This is a genomic window from Lactobacillus sp. (assembly GCF_014803895.1).
The window spans coordinates 1-23,990 of record NZ_JAAVAU010000033.1 but is presented as its reverse complement, the minus strand read 5'-3'; the positions used below and the strand labels follow the sequence as shown (position 1 = coordinate 23,990).

At 32.5% G+C, this 23,990-nt stretch carries 21 protein-coding genes; 2 read left to right on the top strand and 19 right to left on the bottom strand.

The annotated features are described in order from the left end of the window. Nucleotides 1–8 precede the first annotated feature (8 nt). The 10 genes from HDR40_RS09585 to HDR40_RS09540 form a co-directional block, all read right to left on the bottom strand. Complete coding sequence (locus HDR40_RS09585; protein ID WP_290628524.1) at nucleotides 9–2,006, bottom strand: hypothetical protein; 1,998 nt, start codon at nucleotides 2,004–2,006, stop codon at nucleotides 9–11. Between the two features lie 29 nt (nucleotides 2,007–2,035). Continuing rightward, on the bottom strand, nucleotides 2,036–2,281 hold the full coding sequence (locus HDR40_RS09580) for a hypothetical protein (protein ID WP_290628523.1): 246 nt from the start codon (nucleotides 2,279–2,281) through the stop codon (nucleotides 2,036–2,038). After that, nucleotides 2,281–6,273 (bottom strand): hypothetical protein, encoded by a 3,993-nt coding sequence (locus HDR40_RS09575; protein WP_290628522.1) that lies wholly within the window; start codon nucleotides 6,271–6,273, stop codon nucleotides 2,281–2,283. Before HDR40_RS09575 ends, HDR40_RS09580 begins: the two co-directional genes overlap by 1 nt. 28 nt (nucleotides 6,274–6,301) lie before the next feature. Then, the gene (locus tag HDR40_RS09570; RefSeq protein ID WP_290628521.1) at nucleotides 6,302–8,290 is read right to left on the bottom strand and encodes an AAA family ATPase; all 1,989 of its coding nucleotides are present in this window, start codon (nucleotides 8,288–8,290) and stop codon (nucleotides 6,302–6,304) included. Between the two features lie 68 nt (nucleotides 8,291–8,358). Then, nucleotides 8,359–8,535, bottom strand: coding sequence for a hypothetical protein (locus tag HDR40_RS09565; protein WP_290628520.1), 177 nt, complete (start codon nucleotides 8,533–8,535; stop codon nucleotides 8,359–8,361). 18 nt (nucleotides 8,536–8,553) lie between these two features. Beyond that, on the bottom strand, nucleotides 8,554–8,808 hold the full coding sequence (locus HDR40_RS09560) for a hypothetical protein (protein ID WP_290628519.1): 255 nt from the start codon (nucleotides 8,806–8,808) through the stop codon (nucleotides 8,554–8,556). A 239-nt stretch (nucleotides 8,809–9,047) separates the two neighbouring features. After that, nucleotides 9,048–10,112, bottom strand: a complete 1,065-nt coding sequence (locus HDR40_RS09555; protein WP_290628518.1) for a hypothetical protein — start codon at nucleotides 10,110–10,112, stop codon at nucleotides 9,048–9,050. After that, nucleotides 10,066–10,794 carry a hypothetical protein gene (locus HDR40_RS09550; protein WP_290628517.1) on the bottom strand — a complete coding sequence of 243 codons (729 nt, stop codon included), beginning with the start codon at nucleotides 10,792–10,794 and terminating at the stop codon, nucleotides 10,066–10,068. The genes HDR40_RS09555 and HDR40_RS09550 overlap by 47 nt, the downstream gene beginning before the upstream one ends. Nucleotides 10,795–11,418: 624 nt before the next feature. Next, nucleotides 11,419–11,811, bottom strand: coding sequence for a hypothetical protein (locus tag HDR40_RS09545; RefSeq protein WP_290628516.1), 393 nt, complete (start codon nucleotides 11,809–11,811; stop codon nucleotides 11,419–11,421). 315 nt (nucleotides 11,812–12,126) lie between these two features. Continuing rightward, a complete protein-coding gene (locus HDR40_RS09540) occupies nucleotides 12,127–12,816 on the bottom strand; it encodes a hypothetical protein (RefSeq protein WP_290628106.1) in 690 nt (229 codons plus the stop codon). A 108-nt stretch (nucleotides 12,817–12,924) separates the two neighbouring features. Between HDR40_RS09540 and HDR40_RS09535 the strand changes: the two genes are divergently transcribed. Then, nucleotides 12,925–13,326, top strand: coding sequence for a hypothetical protein (locus tag HDR40_RS09535; RefSeq protein ID WP_290628104.1), 402 nt, complete (start codon nucleotides 12,925–12,927; stop codon nucleotides 13,324–13,326). Between the two features lie 970 nt (nucleotides 13,327–14,296). Then, on the top strand, nucleotides 14,297–14,656 hold the full coding sequence (locus HDR40_RS09530; protein ID WP_290628102.1) for a hypothetical protein: 360 nt from the start codon (nucleotides 14,297–14,299) through the stop codon (nucleotides 14,654–14,656). 669 nt (nucleotides 14,657–15,325) lie between these two features. Here the strand turns inward: HDR40_RS09530 and HDR40_RS09525 are convergent. From HDR40_RS09525 to HDR40_RS09485, 9 genes are all read right to left on the bottom strand, one after another. Continuing rightward, the gene (locus HDR40_RS09525) at nucleotides 15,326–15,991 is read right to left on the bottom strand and encodes a hypothetical protein (protein WP_290628100.1); all 666 of its coding nucleotides are present in this window, start codon (nucleotides 15,989–15,991) and stop codon (nucleotides 15,326–15,328) included. Nucleotides 15,992–16,208: 217 nt separating this feature from the next. Then, entirely contained in the window at nucleotides 16,209–17,438 is a 1,230-nt protein-coding gene (locus HDR40_RS09520) for a transposase (RefSeq protein ID WP_290628183.1), read from the bottom strand. Between the two features lie 196 nt (nucleotides 17,439–17,634). Continuing rightward, complete coding sequence (locus tag HDR40_RS09515) at nucleotides 17,635–18,081, bottom strand: hypothetical protein (RefSeq protein ID WP_290628098.1); 447 nt, start codon at nucleotides 18,079–18,081, stop codon at nucleotides 17,635–17,637. A gap of 15 nt (nucleotides 18,082–18,096) precedes the next feature. Beyond that, nucleotides 18,097–19,320 (bottom strand): ParM/StbA family protein, encoded by a 1,224-nt coding sequence (locus HDR40_RS09510; RefSeq protein WP_290628096.1) that lies wholly within the window; start codon nucleotides 19,318–19,320, stop codon nucleotides 18,097–18,099. Between the two features lie 607 nt (nucleotides 19,321–19,927). Next, nucleotides 19,928–20,209 (bottom strand): HU family DNA-binding protein, encoded by a 282-nt coding sequence (locus HDR40_RS09505; protein WP_290628094.1) that lies wholly within the window; start codon nucleotides 20,207–20,209, stop codon nucleotides 19,928–19,930. 295 nt (nucleotides 20,210–20,504) lie between these two features. Beyond that, on the bottom strand, nucleotides 20,505–20,738 hold the full coding sequence (locus HDR40_RS09500) for a hypothetical protein (RefSeq protein WP_290628092.1): 234 nt from the start codon (nucleotides 20,736–20,738) through the stop codon (nucleotides 20,505–20,507). A 403-nt stretch (nucleotides 20,739–21,141) separates the two neighbouring features. Further along, a complete protein-coding gene (locus HDR40_RS09495; protein WP_290628090.1) occupies nucleotides 21,142–21,675 on the bottom strand; it encodes a JAB domain-containing protein in 534 nt (177 codons plus the stop codon). Nucleotides 21,676–22,312: 637 nt separating this feature from the next. Then, nucleotides 22,313–22,714, bottom strand: coding sequence for a hypothetical protein (locus tag HDR40_RS09490; protein WP_290628088.1), 402 nt, complete (start codon nucleotides 22,712–22,714; stop codon nucleotides 22,313–22,315). A gap of 364 nt (nucleotides 22,715–23,078) precedes the next feature. After that, the gene (locus tag HDR40_RS09485) at nucleotides 23,079–23,633 is read right to left on the bottom strand and encodes an antirestriction protein ArdA (protein ID WP_290628086.1); all 555 of its coding nucleotides are present in this window, start codon (nucleotides 23,631–23,633) and stop codon (nucleotides 23,079–23,081) included. Nucleotides 23,634–23,990: the final 357 nt, after the last annotated feature.

Here is a 23,990-nt window from a genome sequence, read left to right as displayed (position 1 = left end):
ATCCTCCATTATTTTTGATTGAAAATAACCGTGTGAGTGACCCCCTTATCATCAGTGTAATGTCCACTATGATCATCATCCTTGGTTACTACATATTTTTTACCGTCTTTGGTCGTATAGGTAAAAGTATTAGGTGTCGAATCTGACGATTCTGATGAACTTCCATTATCAGTTTGGGTAACTGTAGGAGTTTGTTGAGCAGTAGATTGATGATTATTCATTATTAAAGCTGTAGTTGTTCCTGTAAATCCAACAGATACTACAACCAATGCTGCTATACCTAGAATTTTTATCCATTTATTTGAATGTTCATTATTTTTAGATTGTCTAGTTACAACTTCTGTAGTCTGCGGTTGAGATGGTACTTGAGGTTGTGTTGGCTGTACGACAGGTTGTTGCATCGGAGCAAATCTTTGAACATCTTGCATATTAGTTATTCTTTCATTCAAAGAATTAATCTTTTCCAACATAGTATCGTTTTTAGCCTTTTGCTCAACATACTGTTGTCGCCAATCGTTAGCTGTATTTTCAGCAGATTTGCGTTTATTATCTGCGTCTTCAACTTGAAGCTTATATTTATGAGTTTGTTGATTAACTTTTTCAGCAACTTCAGCACTAACTCTTGCATCAAAGGTTTGCTTGCTTATCTCAGCGGCGTTCTCAAGACTTGCTACTTTTTTTTTTAAATCTTTATTTTCGGTTTTTGCATTTTTTATTTCTTCTAGCAAGCGTTGCTTTTGATTATCAAGTACTTGTCTAAAGCTATCTAAAATATTATCAATCTCAGGATTTTCGGTAACATGATTGAAAATAGATTTCTTAACCTTTTCAATGTAATCATCTAGATTCTGATTTTCAATTTCAATTTCAGATTTAGTGTTCTTTTTTACTACTTCAGACTTAGATGCAATGATGTTGTTTAATTCATCGAGGTGTTCAGCATCATATTTTCTATAAAAATCTTGTAATGCAGCTTGACCAGCTTTATGCTTTTTATCCTCATAAGCTTTCTTTTCTTCATCAGCAATTTTATCTATCTCGGCATCCTGATTTTGTTTGATTTGAGATATATTGCCTTCGTGAGATTGTTTAGCTTGAGCGATTTCTGTTTCAAGTGCTTGATCTAGTTCTTTATCATGATTGTTCTTTAATGATTGATAAATACTATCAATTGCTTGTTTCTTAGCAGTATTTACTTTGTCTTGAGCTTCAACGATATCTGAATTTATCAAGTTCTTGGCTTGAGTATCAAACTCCGGTAGCACATCTCCAATAGTATTTTTATTAAAGATTTCAATCGCTGCTTGCATAAGTGGGTCCTCCGTATTCGGAGGATCACTGGTTTCTTCTACATCTTCCTCATCTTCAAATCCTTTAGATAAATCTTCTAGTGAAAATGGATCATCATCTTCATCTTCGTTATCCTCAGAAACAGAAGGAGTTTGAGGAACATTGTTAATAGTATTTTTTACAACTTCACTATCTGGTTCATCTTTTTCAAACTTAGAAATATCCTCTTCTAAATCCTCATCATCTTCGAAAGATGTGGGAATATCCGGAATAATATCTTCGTTGTCTTGAATATCTGAACTTTCTGGTTGAACCGTTTCTTGATTAGTCACCGGTTCGGGAGCTTCTCCAGAAATACTTTCTTTTTCTTGTTCTATAATTTCATTATTATTTTGAATAAAACTAAGAACATTTGGTAAATCAAAAATCTGACAAGTTTTATTAAAGAAATCAACATTTGTAATTTTTTCAGATATGTCGCTTTCTTTAATAGCATGGTTTTGTGTATTGATCCACATTAGTTCTAAACGTGTATCATCAGTTCCCAGCGCAAATCCAACTGAATTAAGTAGTTCTTCATCAATTGGATAAACAAAAAGGCGCTCATCTTTTTCGAAAAAATGAACACCTTTTTCTTGTGCAGCTTTTTTTAACTCAGTAATTCCTTCTGGAGCAGCATGTGAAATTGAAATTCCTAATTGCCAAATTTCATTCATCTTCTGCTCTCCAATTTATAACTAACTAATTATTGATGAGGAATGGAGTCTTTCTTATTTGATACAAATCCAATAAGACCGCTTGCACTCCAAGTAAATAGGATAGCACCAATGATACCAATTACGATACCAATAAATGCTTTACCCCATTCCTTTGTATCTTTATGCAAAGCTCTCCATAAGTCAATAGCAGCAACAGCAATCAAACCTGCTCCGACAATCAGAAGAATCCAGCCAAGCCAATTATTAGCAACTGATTTAATCCACGAATCCATTATTTATTTCCTCCAAACTTATTCTTGTTTTGTAAATTGTACAAATCATTGATCAAATTCTTAGTATTGATTTGTTTCTTTGTATTTGAATCTAAAGCTCTTACAGACTTTTGTAATGCTCTAATACTATGTTTAACATCAGAAATGTTTTGACTTGAATACAGTTGTTTGAGCGGCTTTACAACACGCTCGTCTTTTGCCGCATTCCCTAGTGAACTTACAACGCTCTTGATTTGGTTGTTATTCACATAACGAGTGGTTCTATGAACTTCAGGATCACTGACAATATTTTTAACAATTCTGTTAGTTTCTTTAGTATCAGTAACATTTACAACTGGTCTATATTGATGACGAGTTTCTAAGTTATCTACTACGTGTTTAGTATTCTTAACAACAGAATTAGTATCCTCAGAATCAACTGCTTTAGAATTATTGACGACATCTTTATTATTTACAATTTGTTCGTGTTTATGCGCCTCCTTTAAAATATGGTTCTTACTTTGCGTACTGGTACGATTAGTGGTTTGAACATCAGAAGACTTAATTGTAGTAGTCTTTGGTGCTTCAGGGCTATTACCCAGGTTTTCTGTCTTATGAGTAACTTGTTGATGTTCTGACTCAGTAGGAGCAGAAGATGAAGTATTAGCAGATGAAGTTGGTTTGATTGGTTCAATGCCATGTTTTTGTCCAGCATTATCTAAAGTCTTGATAGCCTTATCTACCTTGGCGATATCTTCTTTAGGAGCACCTCCTTTAACCATTTGAGCCTTTAATCCTTCTAACTTATCTCTTGCAGAGTTAAAGTTTTCAGCATTAGGTTGTTTCTTAAAGGTATCCATGGCTTGTTGTGCACCCCTAAGAGTTGTAGCTTTGGTTGATTGTGGTTTAATTTCAGTTTTCTTAGGTTGAACAGGTTGTGTATGTTTATGTTGAGATTCAACTGGTTTTTCAACCTTATTAGGATCAATTCCATGCTCTTTAGCTGAATCATCGAGACCTTTAATAGCCTTGTCTACCTTAGCAATATCCTCCTTAGGAGCACCGTCTTTAATCATCTGCTTCTTCAAATTTTCTAATTGACCTTTAGCAGTAGCATAATTTTGTGCGGTTGGCTTCTTCTGGAAGGTATCCATAGCTTGTTGTGCACCCTTAATCTTGTTAGTTGGTGCTGATTTAATTTCAGCGTCTTTGATTTCAGGCTTCTTGGTTTGAACAGGTTGTGCATCTTTAAATTTACCAGATGGTTGAACATGGATTTTAGAATCATCATTATCCTTAGTTTCAACGTTTTCAGATTCAACCGGCTTATCTGTTTTAACTTTATCAGGGTTGATACCATAACCTTTACCTAAGTCATCAAGTTCCTTGACAGCTTTATCAACATTTGCAATATCTTTCTTAGGAGCACCTTCAGCAACCATCTGTTTCTTCAGAGCTTCTAAGCGACCTTTAGCTAAAGCAAAGTTCTTTTCATTAGGCTTCTTTCTAAACTCATCAACAGCTTTTTGAGCATCTAATAGTTTATCAACTGTTGGTCTAGAAGTCTTAGGATTACCTTGGACAGCAGATAAGTCTTTGTCGATACGATCAAATTGACCGTTTCGCTTAATTTCTTCTGGTGTCTTAGGCTTCTTACGACGACCAGTAGGTGTAGTTGAAGAGCCATTTTGCGGTATTTCATTTTCATGAGTACTTGTTGTAGTCGGTGTTTCTTCTGGTACATTATCTGGGTCCATATCATCTTTAGGTATCAGTTTACCTAATGTCTTATTTGCCAAATTCTGTAATTTACCATCTGCACGATTTGCTTTTTTCATCAAATCACCGCCACCAATTAAATTCTTAACACGTTCACGAGTTTTCATAGCTTGAGCTTTAATAGCATAACTATTTTGGTTAGCAGAATGTTCAAGTCTGATACCGGCAGCTTTAGCCCAATTCCATGGATAACAGAAGAACTCATTTAGATAGTTTCTAAATTTCTCCGATTTAAGCCATAGAATACCAAACGCCAAACCAACAGAGCCTTGAATAAGCATTGGAGTACCATTCATAGCTAGTGATTGCTGTGGTGAAGTGACTTTTACACCAGCCGCCACAGGAATAGCATTGACAATTAGTTTGGATATACCCGTAATAAGTTTAGTTACTAAGGATGGCATAATTGCAAACATTATCATTGTTCCTGCAATACCTAATGAATAGAACAAAAATGCCAAATCATATTCAATGTCGCCAGATACCATTGCCTTAAATGCAACTACTAAAGGACTGATATTCATGTCCAATATGCCAACTGACATAAGTGCTATTACCAATGCAACCATCACTACTAATGTAATCATAGGTTGTGTAAGCATCCCTGAAACTGTAAAGAATGGATTACCAATCATTGAAACAACATAGTAATCTGAACGGTTACTATCAAATTGGCCTTTCATTTGATACATACCACGAGCTGGCGCATCAATGTAATATCGACCACCAGTTTCGTTAAAAATAGTAGATAGTATCAGAAACATAGATTGATCTGACGGAACAGTACCATTTTTATGACCACCTACTTGGTTTTTGACCATTTCTTGACTAGGTGTTTCACCATAGTATTTGTCTAGATTACCAGATTTTTTAACACCATAAATAAATCGGTCTCTCCACGCAGTATATGGAGAAGTATTTAAGCTGTTTCCATCTTTACCGATCTTATAATCATCAATAGCTGATTTGTAAGGACCGCTTTGATCATCTTTAACACCTGACTTACCACCTGAAGGATAGTAAGCATTGTTTACATCTAAAATATTTTTAACACCAAAATTTTTAGCATATTCATAATACGAACCATATGTTGGATTTCCGCCAGTCTGATTTAACAGGTGCATAGACTGCTCAGATCCAGAAAAATCAATATAATCATTCGCAGTAAAGGCTTGACCCGTCACATATGCAAGCAATAGTGATGTATTTTTGAATAATGTACCATCACCAGCAATAGAGCTATTTTTATTGATTTGTTCAATTCTTTGTGCTCCGTTATCTGTATAAGGGTCAAAATCCAAATCTACGAATGAGCTTTTATTACTTGGCTTGATGTCTGATTCCTTACTTGAATTACCTAGAGGAGCAAAATTGTAATTATATGCCCAGCTTCTATCATCTACTAAGTATCTAGTAAAATCAGTTGTAACTGACGGCATTTTATTTGTCATATCACCAATAGTATTAAGAAGGGTTGCCCCACCGCCTATTACTACAGGTAAAAATAGCAGTGTGAATACTCGCCCCTTAAGTTTATTAAAATGATGTTGATCAATATTACCGCTCCCTTTTCGTAAGGTCATAAACAAGGAGAATAAGATAAACGATATAGCTAAGGCTAAAAGTACATCTACCCAAGTACTTACTGTCTCTTTAGACAGTCCTAAAATACCCATCATTCCTGAATTGATAGTCATATTTGTCAAAACAGAACCTAAAAATGGAATAATGTTGATTTTGGCTAATATCTTTAACAGAGCTGGAACCAGCATATTAACAAAATCCATGATTAAAGAAATTGGTATTAATATAACTAGCAAAGAGCGACCAATATATTGCATTATGCTTTCAAAGCCTTGTACTCTGTTAGAAAAATATTTAAATGTTGAGTAAGTTGCCATCATAGATACAAATTCTTCAGCAGTATAATCTGCTCCTGAGACATTAGGTGCAGAATTAACGATATCATCATATGAAAATGAACCCGTAATACCACCAGAACCCAAGGGAGCAACATAAGCTAATTTTTTATTTTGACTTTGGTCTTTAACATTGTCAGCACGATTATCCAGCATATAGTACTGAAAAACGGTCGCAAAATTATAATTGCTACTTGATGCACTCGCCTTTTGACTAACACCAACACCAATTAATGCTAAAAGCGCCATGATGACAGCAACTTTACTCTTCAAAAACTTGATTGACCAATAAAGGATTTTTCTAATTACTTTCATATTTCACCTCCTTTCTATAGTTTTTCCTTTACATCAATTCTCTAATTTCAGTGTTAGTTTTAAACTCTACTGAAATATCTGCATCCCCTCTATCTGTACTTTCAAAGCTTGCATGACCATTAGTCTTAATAACAAATCCACCATAGTCAGAACCAACCGGTAAATTCGCATCTACACGATCTGAAATGATTTGAGATACTTTTGCAACTAAACGAGTATTAATGATTTCATCAATTGCTCTAGCACCTTGTTGATCAGCTTGTCGACTAATCATGTCATCTGCAATCATCACAGATAGAGGATCAATATTTGCAAAAACATGGTTTTTTGTATGTTCATACCACCATTTACCATCATATGGTTGTGGCAAAATCAATCTGATGCCAATATCACCTAAAGAATAAATGTTACCAGGGATGCTCCATGCTTTCTTGAGAGCCATAATTTTTATTCTTGCAATCATGGCCATAATCGACGGTGGAAGTGGCAAATATGGGATAATGTCTTGAAATCTTTGCAAAATTTCAGGTTTAATACCATTATTTTGTCCTTCATCACCGTTGACTAAAGCTTGAATCAAGTCTGGTCTAGCGTCAGTGAATTTTTTGTAGAATGCATCAGTATATGCGTCAGGATTCTCATTTCTTGAAACTTGCATATTTTTACCTAATTCATTGAAGAAAGTCGCTCCTAAGTTAGTCGTCGCAAGTATTACCGTGTTATTAACGGAACGGTCAACACCATGACTATCTCTAACAATACCTTCATCCAGCATTCTCATAAGGGAAAATTGAACTGTTTTATGGGCTTTCTCAAATTCATCAAGTAAAATGACTTTTTGCTTATTAGATGCCATATCATCACCAATGATTTTTTGAACTTGAGGAGCGTCTTCAGCCGTAGGATAATCACCACCATTGATGGTCAATATAGCATCATCTCGACCAAATAAAGCCTTTGCTACAGCTTTTGAAGTTTCTGTCTTACCAGTACCAGTAGTCCCTGCTAAAAGAGCTGTAAACAGTGGCTTTTTACGATTTCGAGGTGCATAAAAGGCATTGTTGATTGCATCACCAATCAGCTTAACAGCTAATGGTTGCCCCTTTACTCGCTTATGGATTTCATCTCTAACGGCCTTAGCAGTTGCCGGAGGATCGATATTGTAACCAGCTTCTTTAAATACATATCTAAAAGTTTCATGATCAATCGGCTTTTCTTTTCCGGTCATTCTGTGCAATCTACGTTCTCGACCAACACAACTATCTAATAATTTTTTGGATTTAGCCGGATTAACTTGGTTACGTATATAAACATCTGCTAATTCAACTAATTCTGATAAAGCTCTATTAGATATAGTTGGAACATATTCACTTGATTCCTTTTTCATAGACACAATGTGACGTTTTAAAATCAAGGCCGTTAATTGTAATGATGGAGGAGTAATAATGACCTGATTAAAACGTCTGTCAATCGCATCATCTATAGCCAAATTTTCAAAATATTCTTTGGCAGTAGTAGCTGTAATGATTGGAAACACACCACGTCCTAAACCTTCCTTAAGGGCATTCAATGCTGCAGAAGATCTAACGCCTTTGCCGTAATCATTAAGCTTATGGACTTCGTCGATGAAAAGAATAAGTTTAAAATTTTTACCTGGATTGTCTTTTTGCGTTGCTTTACGAATAACACGCATATCATCAAGTAATGTACTCATTCGAGCAATCATGATATTTTCAGGTAAAGCTCCCAATGTTTCTATCGCTAGTCTTACTACAATAAATGGATCCGACGTTTTTTCATGTAAATAAATAAGTTGCTCTACTAATGCTGTTTTACCAATACCAGCTTCACCAAGAATAACGGCACTTGGGTTCCCAGGATTGTACATAATATCCTCTAACATGGATAGCTTGTCACTATAACCTACAAAGTCACCATTACCTGCTGGTAAAAGAGACAGCGCATGATTATACTTTTCATCAATTTCCTTAGGAATTACAAAGTGTATGTCACTCATTGATTCACCAGTCTTTCTAAAAAGAGCAAACAAAAAAGGTCGTTATTTCTAACAACCTTTTGATTAATTTATTTATGTAGCACTATAAAAGCTCCTGCTACAACGATTAAAGCAGTTGCAAATATAGATGCTGCAATTTTTGAAGTATATGTATGTTCAAATACTTCTAGCGCTGGGGCTTCAACCGCACATATTGCACCAACTGCAACTGCAATCAAAATGACTCCTATTAATGATTTAGTCATTACTAACCTTTCTTATAACTATTCATCCCAATAATCATCATCCTCATCTGCAAATGTTGATTGGTCACGATATTCTCTACGCTTAACAATCTTACTCTTAGCTTTATATTCATCAGGGATGCTATTAAGACTTTCAATTTTTCTAGGCTTATATTGTGGAATTATCTCTCTATGAGCTTTGTCATAAGCTTTGTGAGCTATGGCAGTAAGATCATCGACACTTTTGGATGGATTTGAATAAAAGAATCTAAATATTTCTCTTTCCAGTTCCATGTGCATCTAGCCTTTCTCTAACGTCTTCTGTTGTGTATTTCATGCTCATCACGTATAAACGTGATAACCATGAATACACAACTTGCTAAACATAGAGCTATAAATACTTCAACGAAGTATCTAAGTACTCCCAAACACCATGAGGTTAACCCTAAACCTATAAGTGTTATTCCGTAGATACCTAAAATATGTTCTAATATAAAACTTTTTAATCTTTTCATTTTCCCCTCCAATCATTCTTAATTCATATTTTCAAGATTTTTAATCGTGTAAGTATGATATTTTGTCTGTTTTGGCTCTAAAATGTTTGAAGAAATAGTACTATTTTCGAGCTTTTGATACCGTTTATTTGCAACGTTATAGCTATGTTGCAAAGTAGACAGAGAATTTTTAATATCTTGCTTATTATCTTGAGCAACAGTATCATCCTTGTTCTCTTGTAAACGCACATTCATTTCATGCAAAGTTTTACGAGCCTTTTTAATCTTTACCTGAGTCTTGTCCATTTGATCACGCAAGTCAGCAAGGTTTTTCTTAATAAATAAATCAGTTACGATATCTGAATCATTTCTCCAATTACGATAATTACGCTTAGCATTGTAAGCATTCAGTCTTACATAGTACAAAGGCGGTAATTTAGCTCTTGTACTATCCTCACCATTATCATTAGTACTATCAGAATTATCATCTGCACCACTAGAAAGTTCAGCAGTAATTGAATTATCAAGATCATCATCAGATAATTCTGTATCATCTTGAAGATCATTTGTTGTTACTAATTGACCATTGTCAATAATCATAACTATAAACGCTTGATCTCTAAAACCTGTAGGAGAATAAATAGTTAAAACGCCGGATCCATCAGTACCAAAAATCCCATATGAAAGTTGAGCTTTAGGCATCGGGTTACTTTCTGTATCTACCAATCTTAATTTATATCTTTTACCAAAAGAAGATAATTGTTGGTGTGCATTGTCATCATATTTGATTTCAACAGCTAATGTTTTTCCATCTTTACTTAATTTAGTATGACCAAGTGTCAAAACACCTTTTGCCTGTCCACCCCAAAGTGGTAGCTCTTCATTGTATTTCATAGAAGAAGCCATGACCTGTTCCTGATAAACATGATGATTATGTTGAATCCAGAAAAATCCAGTCAGTATAAGCAACACTGAAACTACTAAAACCACCGGCATTTGGTAAAAAAGTCTAACATCACCTGGCGTTTTATATAATTTCTTCTTTTTCGTCTTTTTTTTAGGCTTTTTGACGCCATTTTTTCGTCTTTTTCCAAATAATTTCACTTAAATTAGCTCCAATCAACACTAATGTACTTGCAATAATCAAAGCGATAATCTGATACCAAAGTGGATTCATTAACCGAATATCACTAAAACTCATACTCCATAACATCTCAGAAACGTTCTTATAACTAAAATCTTTTAAATTCAGGAACTTTATAAATGTTTGTTGTTGGTGAAAAGTTATTAACCCTGTAAAAACATAAGGAAGAGCAACGATGAAAAGCCACCAATTGGACTTTTTAAGGGCTTGCTTAGAAAAATACAGGTTAATAACAAAACCAATACACAAGGCAATATATAAGGCTACATAAAAGATTTGAGTATTATTGATTGCTACTTTGACGGCATGGGGATTTTTTTCTGTTGGATTCACAAAAAGTGGAATTACGGATATAAACACCAAAATTACAGGATATATGAAAAAAGAGTTTATAAAACTAATTTTTTTCTTGCGATTAATAAACCACAAGGTAAACGAAACAAGTGGTGAAAAAATCCAAAGTAGTAGTAATACAACATCTCCAGGAGTTGATAACTGAAATGGATCAGAATCTGCTCTTAGTTGTTGAATTATCAATGCTACTAATAAAATCAATACCGTTGGTACTAACCAAGCTAACAAAGCAAAAAAAGAAATGGATGATAACTTTTTAAATTTATGTTTGTTAAAAGTTAATTTCATGATTCTTTCCTAGTGGATCAATCACCACTGTAGTTATTAACCCACCACTGTCCCAGTATGGAGATATACCACACTCCAGTTATTTTTAACTCAAAGCCTAACTAGACTTTGTTTTGATTGACTTTGTTAATGGCTTATATTTTTATAGCGAAAACATAAAAAACTGGAAGGATTAGTTTATAGATAGCTATCAACTGTCTGCGTCTATGCAAAGCATATACAGACTCACGCTTACGAGGAATTACACCTCTTTAGGAATTTACCTATGACTAAAAATAGCAGCGTAACGGGTTTTAATTCGACTAATAGACCTAGCGTACCCAGCGAAGCTGTGTTTAAGATTAAAGATTAACTGCTGTTTTGCAGTTTTGCCCGTAAACTTTATCACGCAGTATGTACTCTTTCGAGCTTAGTTGTCAAAGAACACCCCACTAAAAAAGTGAGTAAAACGATAAAGGGAATCGAACCCTTTTTAAGCACCAGCAATCGTCAGCCAAATCCAACAAGCCTAACGCATGTTTGGATATGAGATGTTATCGAAAAAAACGGTTTGCTGTAGCAATCTATCTTGATTGCTACAGCAAACGCTTCATCTTTAGGGTAATGAGGCGCTTGATGTAACAATCAAGAATGCTTATGTATCATAAATCCTCCTAAAAGAGGTCGACTAGGTTTTTTTCTTTTGGCAAAAACATGTCGATTGGTAGCAGAAGCTGACATAACTAATGGATAGATTTCAAATAGTGTCATCTTGCTTTTACCATTTGCAGAGAAAAATAAACCATTTTGATGATTTATATAATTAGTTCCGTCGAATGTTCTAACTCGGTGTGCTCGATTGAGTAATTCTTGCTCATTAACTACATGATTTGTTGTTTTAAAAAAAGTATGTACAGTTTTATTAGTCATAACATCTTCCCCATTATCTTTATCCCCACAAAAAAAGCTGAACATCGAATTTAACAACACAAAAAAGGGCATGTGGTTAAAACAACCACATGCCCGATAGTTTTTCATACAGATTATGCTTAAAAAGCTTTACGCAACTACCTTATTACTACATATTAAAACTAGAATACCTTTTATTAAAGCAGGGATTCTAGTACAATATATAGCGGTAGTTGCATAAAAACTACCAGACAAGGTTGTTCTTAGTACCAATAAGAACATTTATCAAAAAAGTAGTACCAATACTTTTTTGACCTTGTCTTTTTTTATGTATTAAATTTTTGACCGATGTCCAGCCTATCTACTATTTTATGCTATTTTTACTTCCTTAGCAATAACACAAGCCAAACATCAATTCCTTTAAAGTTTCTTATTAAATTGAGTCTAATCACCAATGTTTATAGGGACCGTCTTTACAGAAACTGTTCCTTTTTTACCATTTTGTAATTTATAATGAATCACATTAGTAGCTTGTACCTGATTTTTATCAACTACTTTAGCTTTTGAAATAGTAACATACATTGATTCCATATTTTTAAAGTAAGATGACTCTTCTAAAAGTGGAGCTTTTGTACTTCCAGCCGAATGTAAATTTAATTCGTTAACGGTGTCATCAGTGAGTAATTTGTAAAAAGTGTATTGCTGACTGGAGTTTAATTTATATTTTTTAACATATACTGATGAAAAAGTTGCACTTTTTGGAGCATCATAAGGTTTGATGTAATATATATCTTTTAAAATAATTTTCTTTCTTTTCATTTCAGCTACGTACTTAGCTTGTTTATTATTTAATTCCTTGATGGATGTATCATCACCAACAATGTGATCAGCATCTTCTAGAATATAATACGAACTAACATTTTTTCCTTGAGCTAATTTTAAAGTAGCTGGATGGTTATTAAGTGTATCTACTAAACTTTTAGTATTTCTTTCATCCGCAGGTAATTTTTTCAGCACGCTTGACTGAGCTGTACTAGATTTATTTTCACTTTTTGAATTACTTGAACATCCTCCTAATAATGCAGTCGACGCAAGCATTAGGGATGCACCAGTAATAATTTTTTTACTAAGCATAACGTATCCTCCAAAATAGATACTCTTTCTAACACTGATTATGCGCTATAATTATAAAGGGTGCAATACCCGAATTTAAAAAATCTTAATTTTTTTGGAGAATTTTTTATGGATGAATACACAAGGTGGATCAATAAAATAAAACAACAAGATAAAGTTGATAATAAAAACGGATTACCTATCTCACTTAATTTCAGAATTAATGACAAACTGAAAACTAAACTACTCAGTGTCAGTAAAGAATCAAAGATTAACTACTCTGTTTTTTGTAGAGCAGCCGTTAAAAGACTGAAACTTACCAATTTTTCAACTGATTATGATGATCTTATAAAAAGAGAAGCTAGTGCTGAAAAAAACGTTCGAATAAAGTTCAGTGTTGATCAACAACTCAATGATGATTTCACTTTAACTTCAGTTTACCTTCGTACAGATAAGCAAAGAGCAATTAGCTTAATGCTTTATCTTTTACTTAAAGAATATGATGAAGTAGCAAATACTAAAAATAAATAGAATTAAATAGACGAGTATCTAAATCAGATATTCGCCTATTTTTTATATTTAGAATTTATTTAAATTAATTAAATTTCAAGTCAGGGAAGTCGCTTTCTGAGAGAGAGTTTTTGCCCTACTTTTTTCAGGCAAAAATAAAACTCAACAAGTCAGGTATAGTTCGCATCGTCGGTCGAGTTCCTCAAAAGAGGCACATTTTACGTATTATTCAGTCCCTACAACCTCATGGATACTTAGCTTCTCCACAAGGGAATGTGATTGCTCTTAGTAGCTTCTCTTGTCAACACGTTTCATGTCGGAACTCAAGTCCACTACTAAGATGAATTAACCTCCCCTACCGTTCGTGCTTTAAGCAGTTGGAATCATTTAATCTACTTGCTCAGGCTACACATGTCGTAGTCACATCTTGACGTTTTTCACCGACCAATCGGTTATCTTACGGGTTAACTTATTGCAGCGGCTTAACTAAACCTGCTGACGTTTTTGAAGTCATTGAACGTCTGCGCTCATAAAAACAATTAAAAAACGGGATTCGAACTTACATAAAAGTTTGAATCCCGCGTTAATTGTCTTGATGTTTAACATAAAATCTCTTAAAATAGTTATTAGCCAAGTTTGGCTATGAGATTTATGTTATTGAAACTTTTGAAATCTTAATTTTCAAAAGTCATGTTCTATTGTCACTGTGTCTTTAGACAATTTTGAACGTGGGATTACAAACTTAGTGTTGGTAAGTTATAATCCAGCACATATCTGACCGTCAATCAGATATGTGCTTTTTTCATACTCTCATTTTTTATATTAATATGTCTGAAGTCATTATAGCTTAATTTTTAGCTAATGGTCTAGTGAATCTTTATAAATCTTTAAAAAAATACGCTCAAATGGCTCAAATTTGCCACCTGAGCGTATTAAAATTAGCTTGAATATAATTGGAAGAAACTGATTAAAACAGTAAAGAAGGCAAATTATGGGGTTATTCAGAAACTTATTAGGGTTAGTATTAGGTGCCGACTCGGAAGAGCAATCTAATACAAATATTCAGCAAAATGATAGATATAAGACTGTTGTACAGCAACTAAATGAAGTCGGCCAACCTGTAGATCCAACTCAAGAAGATACAATTGTTGTAGAATACACGCCTAATAGTAACTTTCCAAGTAACTATCGTGTTGAACTCTACAGAGCTAATTCAGAATATGCACCTATGAGTATTGGAAACAGTTCACCCGATGAAGTATTTGACCTGAAGGAATTGCAGTATAAGAGTATCATGAATAGTTCTGTACAGGACGTGATTTCAGCAAATGCTGACGTGTTAACTAGATAGTCAAAAGAAGTGTGTTATAATCTAAATAACAATTAAATAAAACATAATTCAGAAAAAAGAGTTAATCTCGTCGTGCCGTCTAATTAAGTTTAGACGGCTTTTTTTGACTTTGGATAGACTATGTTATAATAAGATTTGCTAATACAAATTTTTAAACTATTTTCCCAAAAAAAGCGTTCTTGAAATCAATACCTCTAACAATATTGATTTCAAGAACGCTCTTTTTCTGCACAGGAAAGAATTATTCTTGTTGGCTGTTTAACGTAAAAACATTGTATACTAAATTGAATTCAAAAAAACCTAGTCGAGGTAGTCGACTAGGTTGGTGTGATAGCTAATTCATGCTATAATTAACTTGGCTAAAGATAATTAATCTGATAGTCAGGTTGGAAAATTAGCTTAGTGCTACTATCCTAGCGCAGTGCGAATGCGTTACCAACCAGCACTATAACAAAAAGGTTTCTATTAATTGTCACCTCTAGTTATGAATTAGGTGGACGAAATTCTTAACCTGCACTACATATATTATAACAAAAAAGCTTTATAAATGTTGTTAAATCAACAGTTATAAAGCTTTTTATTTTATTTTTTAATTACTTCAGATAGATTTTATAATTGGACAAAAAGGGCATTACTAAATTCGCAGTAATGCCTTTTCATTTTATATATTTAATCTTTTTGCCTTTGAGAAAGTAATTTAGAAATTACTTCAAGTTGCTTAGAACCAGAATTTTTAATAGCAGTCATTAGAATTTCATGAAACTGATCATTACTTAAAGTAAAGTTAGTGAAATATCGTATAACAGCTTTTACTCGTCTTCCTTGTACCATTTTGTCAGTTCTATCTAAAGTTTGGTAATTGTTTTCAATTTCACCTTCTTTATCTACCGTAACCTTTCTTTTAGCTTTTTGCATCCAATCACTAATCATTACAAGTTGTTTGGAATCAGCATTTTCTATAGCAGCAGTAAGAAGCTCAGAAAACTGTTTATCAGTTAAAGTTTTTGTATTAAAAGCTTTAAGAACAGTGGCAATACACTTCTCTTGGTGCTCTTTTAATTTATTAGCATTTTTTGATTTATAAATTTTAGCTAATTCTTTTTGAGCTTCCTTATTATTTTGAGAAGCTTCTTTTTTTAATCTATTGTATTTATTTCGTTGAAATTGAGCATTATAGCTACGTGTTTCAGCTTTTTTCTTTTCAATCTCTTGTAGTTTTTTTATTGCTTCGGTATTTCCGGAAGTAGCCGCTTTCTGAACTTTAGCTTCTTCTTCTTTTTTCTTGCGATTGTATTCTTGATAATATGCTCTTGTTTTTTCAGTAGACCAACCCATGCTATTTCTCCTATAAAATCTAAATTAGAATTACAAAAAACGTTGATAATCTTGGCTCATTTTGGTCAATTTACCACGGACTAAAGTCCGTGGCTTGTAGCTCACGACTTTCTCAAGTCAGTAGTACAAGCGTCTTGTGACTCCTACTTACAGTGGCTACATCATATCGGACGATTGACTTGCGCCCGTTTATCTAGCAAGGTTTAGCTCACTAGCATTATTTATCTTTGATTATCCTTGGTTCTTCTTCACCAGATACATACCTAGTTCCTAATTGTTGGATATTGATAGCAGCTAAGCGGTCATCATTAGTCCGATAGCCACATTTATCACAAGTATACAGATGCAAGTGATGATCTCGATTTTCTTTGCGAATACGCCCACACTTAGGACATCTTTGACTAGTGTATTGCGCTGGTAATTCGATTGTTTTAGAAGAGTTAAGGCTAGATTTATAAGTCAGAAATTGTGCTAATTGGAAGAAAGCCCAAGAAACATTTTCATAGCGACTATCTTTGTTAGACTCTTCAGTAGCTTCTCTAACGCCAGCTAAGTTTTCAATTACAAAAAGGGTATTCTTACCATACTTATCAACGAGTGTCTTAGACAATTGATGATTGATATCAGTCATCCAACGGTTCTCTCGTTGACCGATCTTTTTCAGTCTACGCTTGGCAGATTTTGTACCTTTAACTTGCAGGCGCGCTCTCAATCTCTTATATTTTCTGCGCTTTCTAATAACTTGTTTACCATCAAAGAAAGCAGTTCGACCTTTTTCATCATAGCAAGTAGCTAAAAAGCGTAATCCACGGTCGATACCAACTACATGCTCAGTTTGTTTTATCTGATAATCAGGAACTTCTTTGGTAGCAGAGACGTGCAAATACCACTTACCTCTAATATGTAAAAGCTTACCGATACCTAATTTCCACTCATTAGTAAAGTACTGATCAAATCCTTTACATACTGGAGTTACTTTAACTCTACCATCCAAGGTATTCAAAGAGAGCAGATTTTTAGCTGCTAAATAAGACCAATCTCTATTTCTTTGTAGGTCGACTTGTGGGGTATTGAAAGAGATCGGATACCAAAGCCACTTTAGATCACGGTAAACACGTTGATAGATCTCTTTACCTTTAACATTCTTTTTGCCTGTATCATAATATACTGGTTTGCTTACAAGCTGAGTTTTAACAGTTTTATACTTAGCAACAACATTTCTGATAGCAGATTGAGCCATTTGAGATTTTAAGCCAAATTTTGTCCGTAGATCAGAATATAATGCTTTATTTAATCTGCTTTGAGCCATATCAAAACCATGATTAAACATGTATTCAGAAATGTGGTTGCAAGCAAGACGATACTGTTCCATAGTTTTCTCAAACTTAGTGGCGATATCTTGAGCATTAAAGTCTAACTTAACTTTGATAGTTACAGTTTGTTCCATCATTACCCTCCCTTCTTTATATTTTCATATTGATTATATCATACATAACACATGAAAATATAAAGTGAGATAAAAAATAAGCTGATACATTCGTATCAGCTTAAGGCTATCCCTCCAGTGGTTAAAACCACTGGTATCTCGCCTAGTTATCAATGAACATTGATGTGTCAACGGTTTTATTTTAGTCTTTTATATACTATGAAAGTCCTTTATCTGACCATAATTGATCATAATCATAATCACTACCTGAGTCTGAATCATGTTCAGGTTCTGATTCGGAATCTTTCTTTTCATTAACGTGAGGGGTAGTTCGCTGAGATTCTATCTCTTTTTGAGCTTTAGGTTCTTGTTGCTTTTTTACAAGAGTATTAACTCTTACTGTTTTAGCTTTAATTTCATCATCAGTTTCTAAGTTTTGTTCGTTAGAAAAACTTCTTTGAAAGAACTCTATTGATGTACTTGTTAAATAATCTTTGTATCCAAAAACATTAATAGTTCCTTTGATCATATCTTTAATAGACTTAGTTGCATTGTCTTGGCTTTTAAGCCATTTATCAATGTCACTATCTATAGTTACTCTCATTATAAAGTTACGTGTATCTTGTTCCTCTTCTTGATTTTTTCGTTCTGTTTTCTTAGTCATGAATTAAACCTCTTTCTAAGATTCTACTTTCATACTATCAGCCATCGGCTTCAAACCTAATTCATTCATATTTTGAGCTAATCCTGGACCTACCCACAAAACAAAAGCAGATGAACGGAAATTATCTACTGTTTCCATAAGTTTTTTACGTAATTCAGTACGCTCCATAAGAGGAATTGATCCGCCACCAAAAATAAGAATCAATTCTATATTATCAGAGACTGTGAGAGCACTATTTACTTTCTGAATAATACGATTTACTAAGTTAGAAGAGCTTACTCTTTCAGCTTGTAAGGCAAATTCTTTATTTTCTTTATCAATTTTGTTAACTGGATCACTCTCTAAAAGTTTAGAGAACGCAATTGTATCTTTAACTTCAAGTCCTTGAACCATATTAGGCAAGTATTGAGCAGCTCTACTTAGTACAGCACCGTAGCCTAATGTAATACTTGCGGAATTAAAGACATCTGCAACACCGTTAATAATTAATGGAAAATCAGTTGTTTTGTTACCAATATCAATACCAAGTTTATTTTTTGCATTTTTAATAACTTCTATACCCTCATCTACTCGATCAGGATAATATTTTTTTAAATCTGCAATTAAGGCATTAGTGACATCTTTAGGACCATATTTGATTGCTATAACTGTAGCTATTTCACCTTCTTTAAAGACTTTTACAGCTTTAAAGTTAATGGTTACAGAAATATCATAATCGAAATTCTTCAAGATAACGATATGATTTTTATTTAAGTAGCTTTGTGCATATGTATCACGTACATTTGGTCTCCCCTCTATATTCATACCGATTTCTGAGATTGGTAATGCAGTTGCCATAGCCACATTAACTTTTAATGGTTGAAAGATATCTTCACCATTTTCGTAAGCTTCTTTTACTGCTTTTGCAGCAATTATTGAAAGTGTAATTATCTTAGATAATTCACTATGTGCTTTGTCTGTTCGAGAATTGGGATCAAAAATTATTCTGTCTAAAGTAGAGTTTTCAGCTGAATCTCCTACTAAGTAACGTTGACCATTAACAACAACATCCATCTTTTCAAAGATATTATCTACAACATTTTTTACACTACTCTCGTTAGTATGATCAATAGGATCATTTGCAACTTGATTTACAGCTGCAACAACTGAAGGCTGTTTAACATACTCATCATTAATACTTACCTTAGTAGCACCGTAACCTAAATCATTTGCCATACGTGCAAGTTTATTTTTAGTCATTATTTTCTCCTTTGCTATTAACAATGCTGCGTAAATATATTTGATTTACAATTTAATTATATTATTTATATTAGTAAATATCAAGTAATTATATAGTAAATATTGAATAAATAGAAATATTAATAAAAATACATAGTAAATATCGAATATTTACAAAGTAAACATTCAATATTATATCCTGTTATAAAGCTATTTTTACTATTAAATACTACGTAAACACTAAATATTTATATTATATATATGATATTTTGATGTTTATACTACATAAATATCATATAAATATTATATATTTACCAAATCAAATAATATATATTTTATATTGAAAAAGCCTAGTTGTTGTTTATTTCATATTTACGGAGTAAATATGAAATTCTATATCAATGCTAATAATTTTCACAATCTCTACATAATATGCTATAATTAGAACGCTCCTATATAGATAGAGAGATTTACAAGTAAAATTTTAAGTTGGTTTGCAGACTAACTTAGACCTAAACGAGCTGTATCGCAATGATATAGCTCGTTTTTGTATTATTCTTTATACCTTTTACTAGCTCATCAAAAAGGCTCTATAGATGCGTGAATAACACCTATAGAGCCTTTTTAATTAATTCTTAACAGCATCTTTCAATGCTTTACCAGCCTTAAAAGCTGGTGCTTTAGTAGCTGGAATTTCTATTTCTTCACCAGTTTGAGGATTTCTACCTTTTCTTGTTGCTCTGTTACGTACAACAAAGGATCCAAAACCGATTAATTGGACATTTTCACCAGATGCTAAATCTGACTTGATAGTGTCTAAAACTGCGTTTAAAGCTTCATTTGCTTGTTTTTGAGTTAAATCTGTCTTTTCGCTGACTTCTTTTGCTAACTCTGCTCTACTTACTGACATATTTAGTGCCTCTTTCTTTTGATTTACAATCACTATTATACCAGTAATCATAGGCTTTGACGGCTTTTTGATAAACAAAAAAGGAACTACACGAATGCAGCTCCTAAAACCATTAAATCCTATTAACATAACAGGACGTAAACAATTATAGCACATCAATTATTAGTAAGCTATTTGAAAATTATTCTTTTTCTGCAAGGGATTTTTCGATATTTTCAGGAGTTAAAGCATAGTGATTAAGCATTGAAAAGCAGTTAAAAAATGCATCCCCCAAAGGGATGCATTTTCTGTGTATTTAATAAATCAGTGGGGCGACATGCACTTGATAATCTTCTTTAGTCATATTGGTGATGTAAGAAAGATTAATATCTGAATTTTCGTAACCGTCTAAATCTTCGTATGCATCAAGTGCATCATCATAATTGCTGAATGTGGTGTTGATTAAATCCCACCAACTATCGGTAATAGCCCAGCAGTTAAAATCTTTTTGTTCTTCAATGTTCTTGATTTCTGAATAATCTTTTTTCATTTTAGATACCTCACTATGTTTTTAGATTTAATGGTTTTGCTTGTAAGTTCCTTAATCAACTTACATAATTATAATACACCAGAATATAATAAAATACAAGTGTAAATTATAAATATTTTATGAAAGCAGTGATTGAACAACAAATTATGATTAAATGGGTGATAATGAAAGAGGAGTTAATTTGTGCATCCCTCTACAAAAATTCATAAAAGATAATTATTCTTAGATATATTAGTTATTCTATGGTATAATGAAATCACTATGTAAATAGTGTGTAATGAATGTTTGAGGTTGCCACAAAAGTGGCAACCTTTTTTGTTCGGTAAAACTTTTAAAAATAAAGATTTACAATATTTTGTGAATTAAAAGGGGCTATATCTTAATAGACATAGCCCTTTTTAAATTATATTAATTTCTCTTCAGCAAATGAGAAATAGTTATTTTTTGTGATAACAAAGTTATCTAGAAGCGGTATACATAAAAATTGACTCGCTTCTTTAACTCTATTTATTAATTTAATATCTTGATCGCTAGGATGTACATTGTTACTAGGGTGGTTATGAACTAGCACAAAGCTAGCGCAATTGAGCTGTAAAGCTTTTCTAAATATATCCCTAGGATGAATATATGATTTATTTAAACTTCCTTTAGCAAGTAAAACATCACTAATTAATTTTAATTCACTATCTAAATATAAACCGTGTACTTCCTCTTGTTCTAAGTTTCCGTATTTAGACGCTAAATAATATCCTAGTTGTGTAGAACTATTAAAAGGAATATTTTTGTTGGTATTTAAAAGGGTATTCCTTTTAAGCGTTGAAACGATTAGATTTGTTAAATCTTGTGGTAAAGAATTATTTTCTAATTTTGTTAATAATTCTTTAGCACTTAAGTTATTACTAATCTTAATTTTATCTATTTTTGTACTGTATGTCATTTTTTCTCCTATGTAAGTAATGTAATGAATTTCTTGTAAGTTCTTATCAACTCACAATATTATAATACACCATAATATATTTATGGTCAAGTATAAAATATTTATTTTATGTTTATTCTAACAATATTTAATAATTACAAAAGCAAGCAGTAATTACTGCTTGCTTTTGTTTATTATTCTAAAAAAATCTTTCTTAACTTTTTAGAGCAGCATAAGCCACCAGCAAAAAAACTAGAGACTACTAAAGTTAAAATTTCTAAAATCATATTTAATTCTCCTATATAAATAATGTGATATTGAATGAACTTTTGTAAGTTGTTAAGGTTATTAACTCTTAATCAACTTACAATATTATAATACACCAGAATATAATAAAGTGCAAGTACTTTTTCAATAAAAAATATAAATAATCTATAAATAGAGAAAACAATTAAAAGCAGCCAAAAAGGATGCACCCTTTAAAAACAGCGCATCCCTCAAAATAAGCTATTTTGAGCACGTTTAAGCCTTTTAACTTAATCTAAACATAAGCGGCAAAAACGCTTCTCAGGTAGCAAAATAGTTCAAATATTGAAAGATATACAAAAAAGAAGCGGTGGCCTATTTTTATTGGGTCACTGCTTCTTTTATATTTGCTTTAAAAAGCTGCTAATAGTTCCTCATTTACTTTGATGACTGGTGTAATTTTGCCGTTAACTTTGATTGCCTTGAGATATTTTTGAATCAGCTTAACATCATCACTTGTCAAGCTTGATTCAACGATTCCTTCATCGGTCTCAAGTGAATTACAAATCAGTACAGAACCGACTAATACAGGGGTGTTATTAACGTCTAAGACTGTTGGATTTTTACCAGATGCGAAGCCGTCATCATCGCAAATGAAATCAAAATACTTACTACCGATTTTGTAGCTCGCAATATCTATGTATTCACAATCCAACAACTTGTAGTATTCCGATAGCTTTTCATTTACAGAAACCATCTTTGCGCTTCTGTTGTCAGCGTCAATCAATAAAGCATCAAATTTTCTTTTTTGCATTTTAAATTCCTCTGCTATCTTTCTATATAAATAATGTAATGAATTAGTTTTTGTAAGTTGTTAAGACTATTAGCTCTTAATCAACTTACATTATTATAATACACCAGAATATAATAAAATGCAAGTGTAAATTGTAAATATTTTATATTTATAAATCAATAGTTAAACAATATATTTTTATTAATTTTGCAAAAAATAAAAGTAGATTGAGTATAAAAAAGCCTAAATTTATTAGGCCTTTTTATTTATATTCGTTTCGATTACTTTCAAAATACTTGAATTGTTTTTTTAAAGTAAAACAATAATTCAAAATATAACAAATGTATAGACAAAAATAGAGCTTGATAAACTCAAGCTCTATTTTTTATAAATCAATATTGTTTTGAATAGCGTAATTTTCAATTATATTATCACTGACGTAATTTAACTCATCAATCCATTCAGCTTCTGTTAAGGTTTCTAAATTGCCGTAACCGTTGTATCGAATATAATCATCACTCCAAACAATGTTGCCAAAACATGCTGATCTAATTGCTTCAGCTCGGCTCATATTGCTTGTTAACAATTCAAGCGCTTCTTCATCAAATTCTACAGGTTCTTCTAAAATCTCGTTTTTATTGTCTAATTCATTGTAAACATCCTCAATGGTATTTAAATTATTTTCTTGTAATGCTTTAGCGAGCTTGTTTAAAGTATTTAAATTTTCAAATTCTGAAATTTTGAAAGGTGCTTCATAATCGGTAATAAAATATTCTTCACCGTATCCCTCAACGTTCCCAAAGGCTTTTTGGTCAGCTTTGAAAATATCGTTGACGTTTGCAACTGGCAAAGTAGTCCATTGACCAGTTAAAACGCCTGCATTATAGGCACCGATATTACTTACAAATACTTTGATTTCAACGTTCTTTAATTCTTTCATGTTTAATTCTCCTATATAAATAATGTGATATTGAATGAATTTTTGTAAGTTGTTAAGGTTATTAACTCTTAATCAACTTACATTATTATAATACACCAGAATATAATAAAAGTCAATAAAAAGATAAAAAGATTTAGAAATAAGTTTGAAAAGAAAAAACAAATTAAAAATAAAGTAATTCAAAAATTAAATGAAGCGAAAAAAGAGTAAAATTTTAATTTATAATAATTTTTCAGTTAAAAGAAGCACAACAGGACAAAAATAAAGCGAATAGGATAACGAGAAGTAAAATGAGACGAATAAAAGTAAAAACTAATCGGAAAGAAGTAAAATGAGACAAAAGCAAGAAGTCCTATG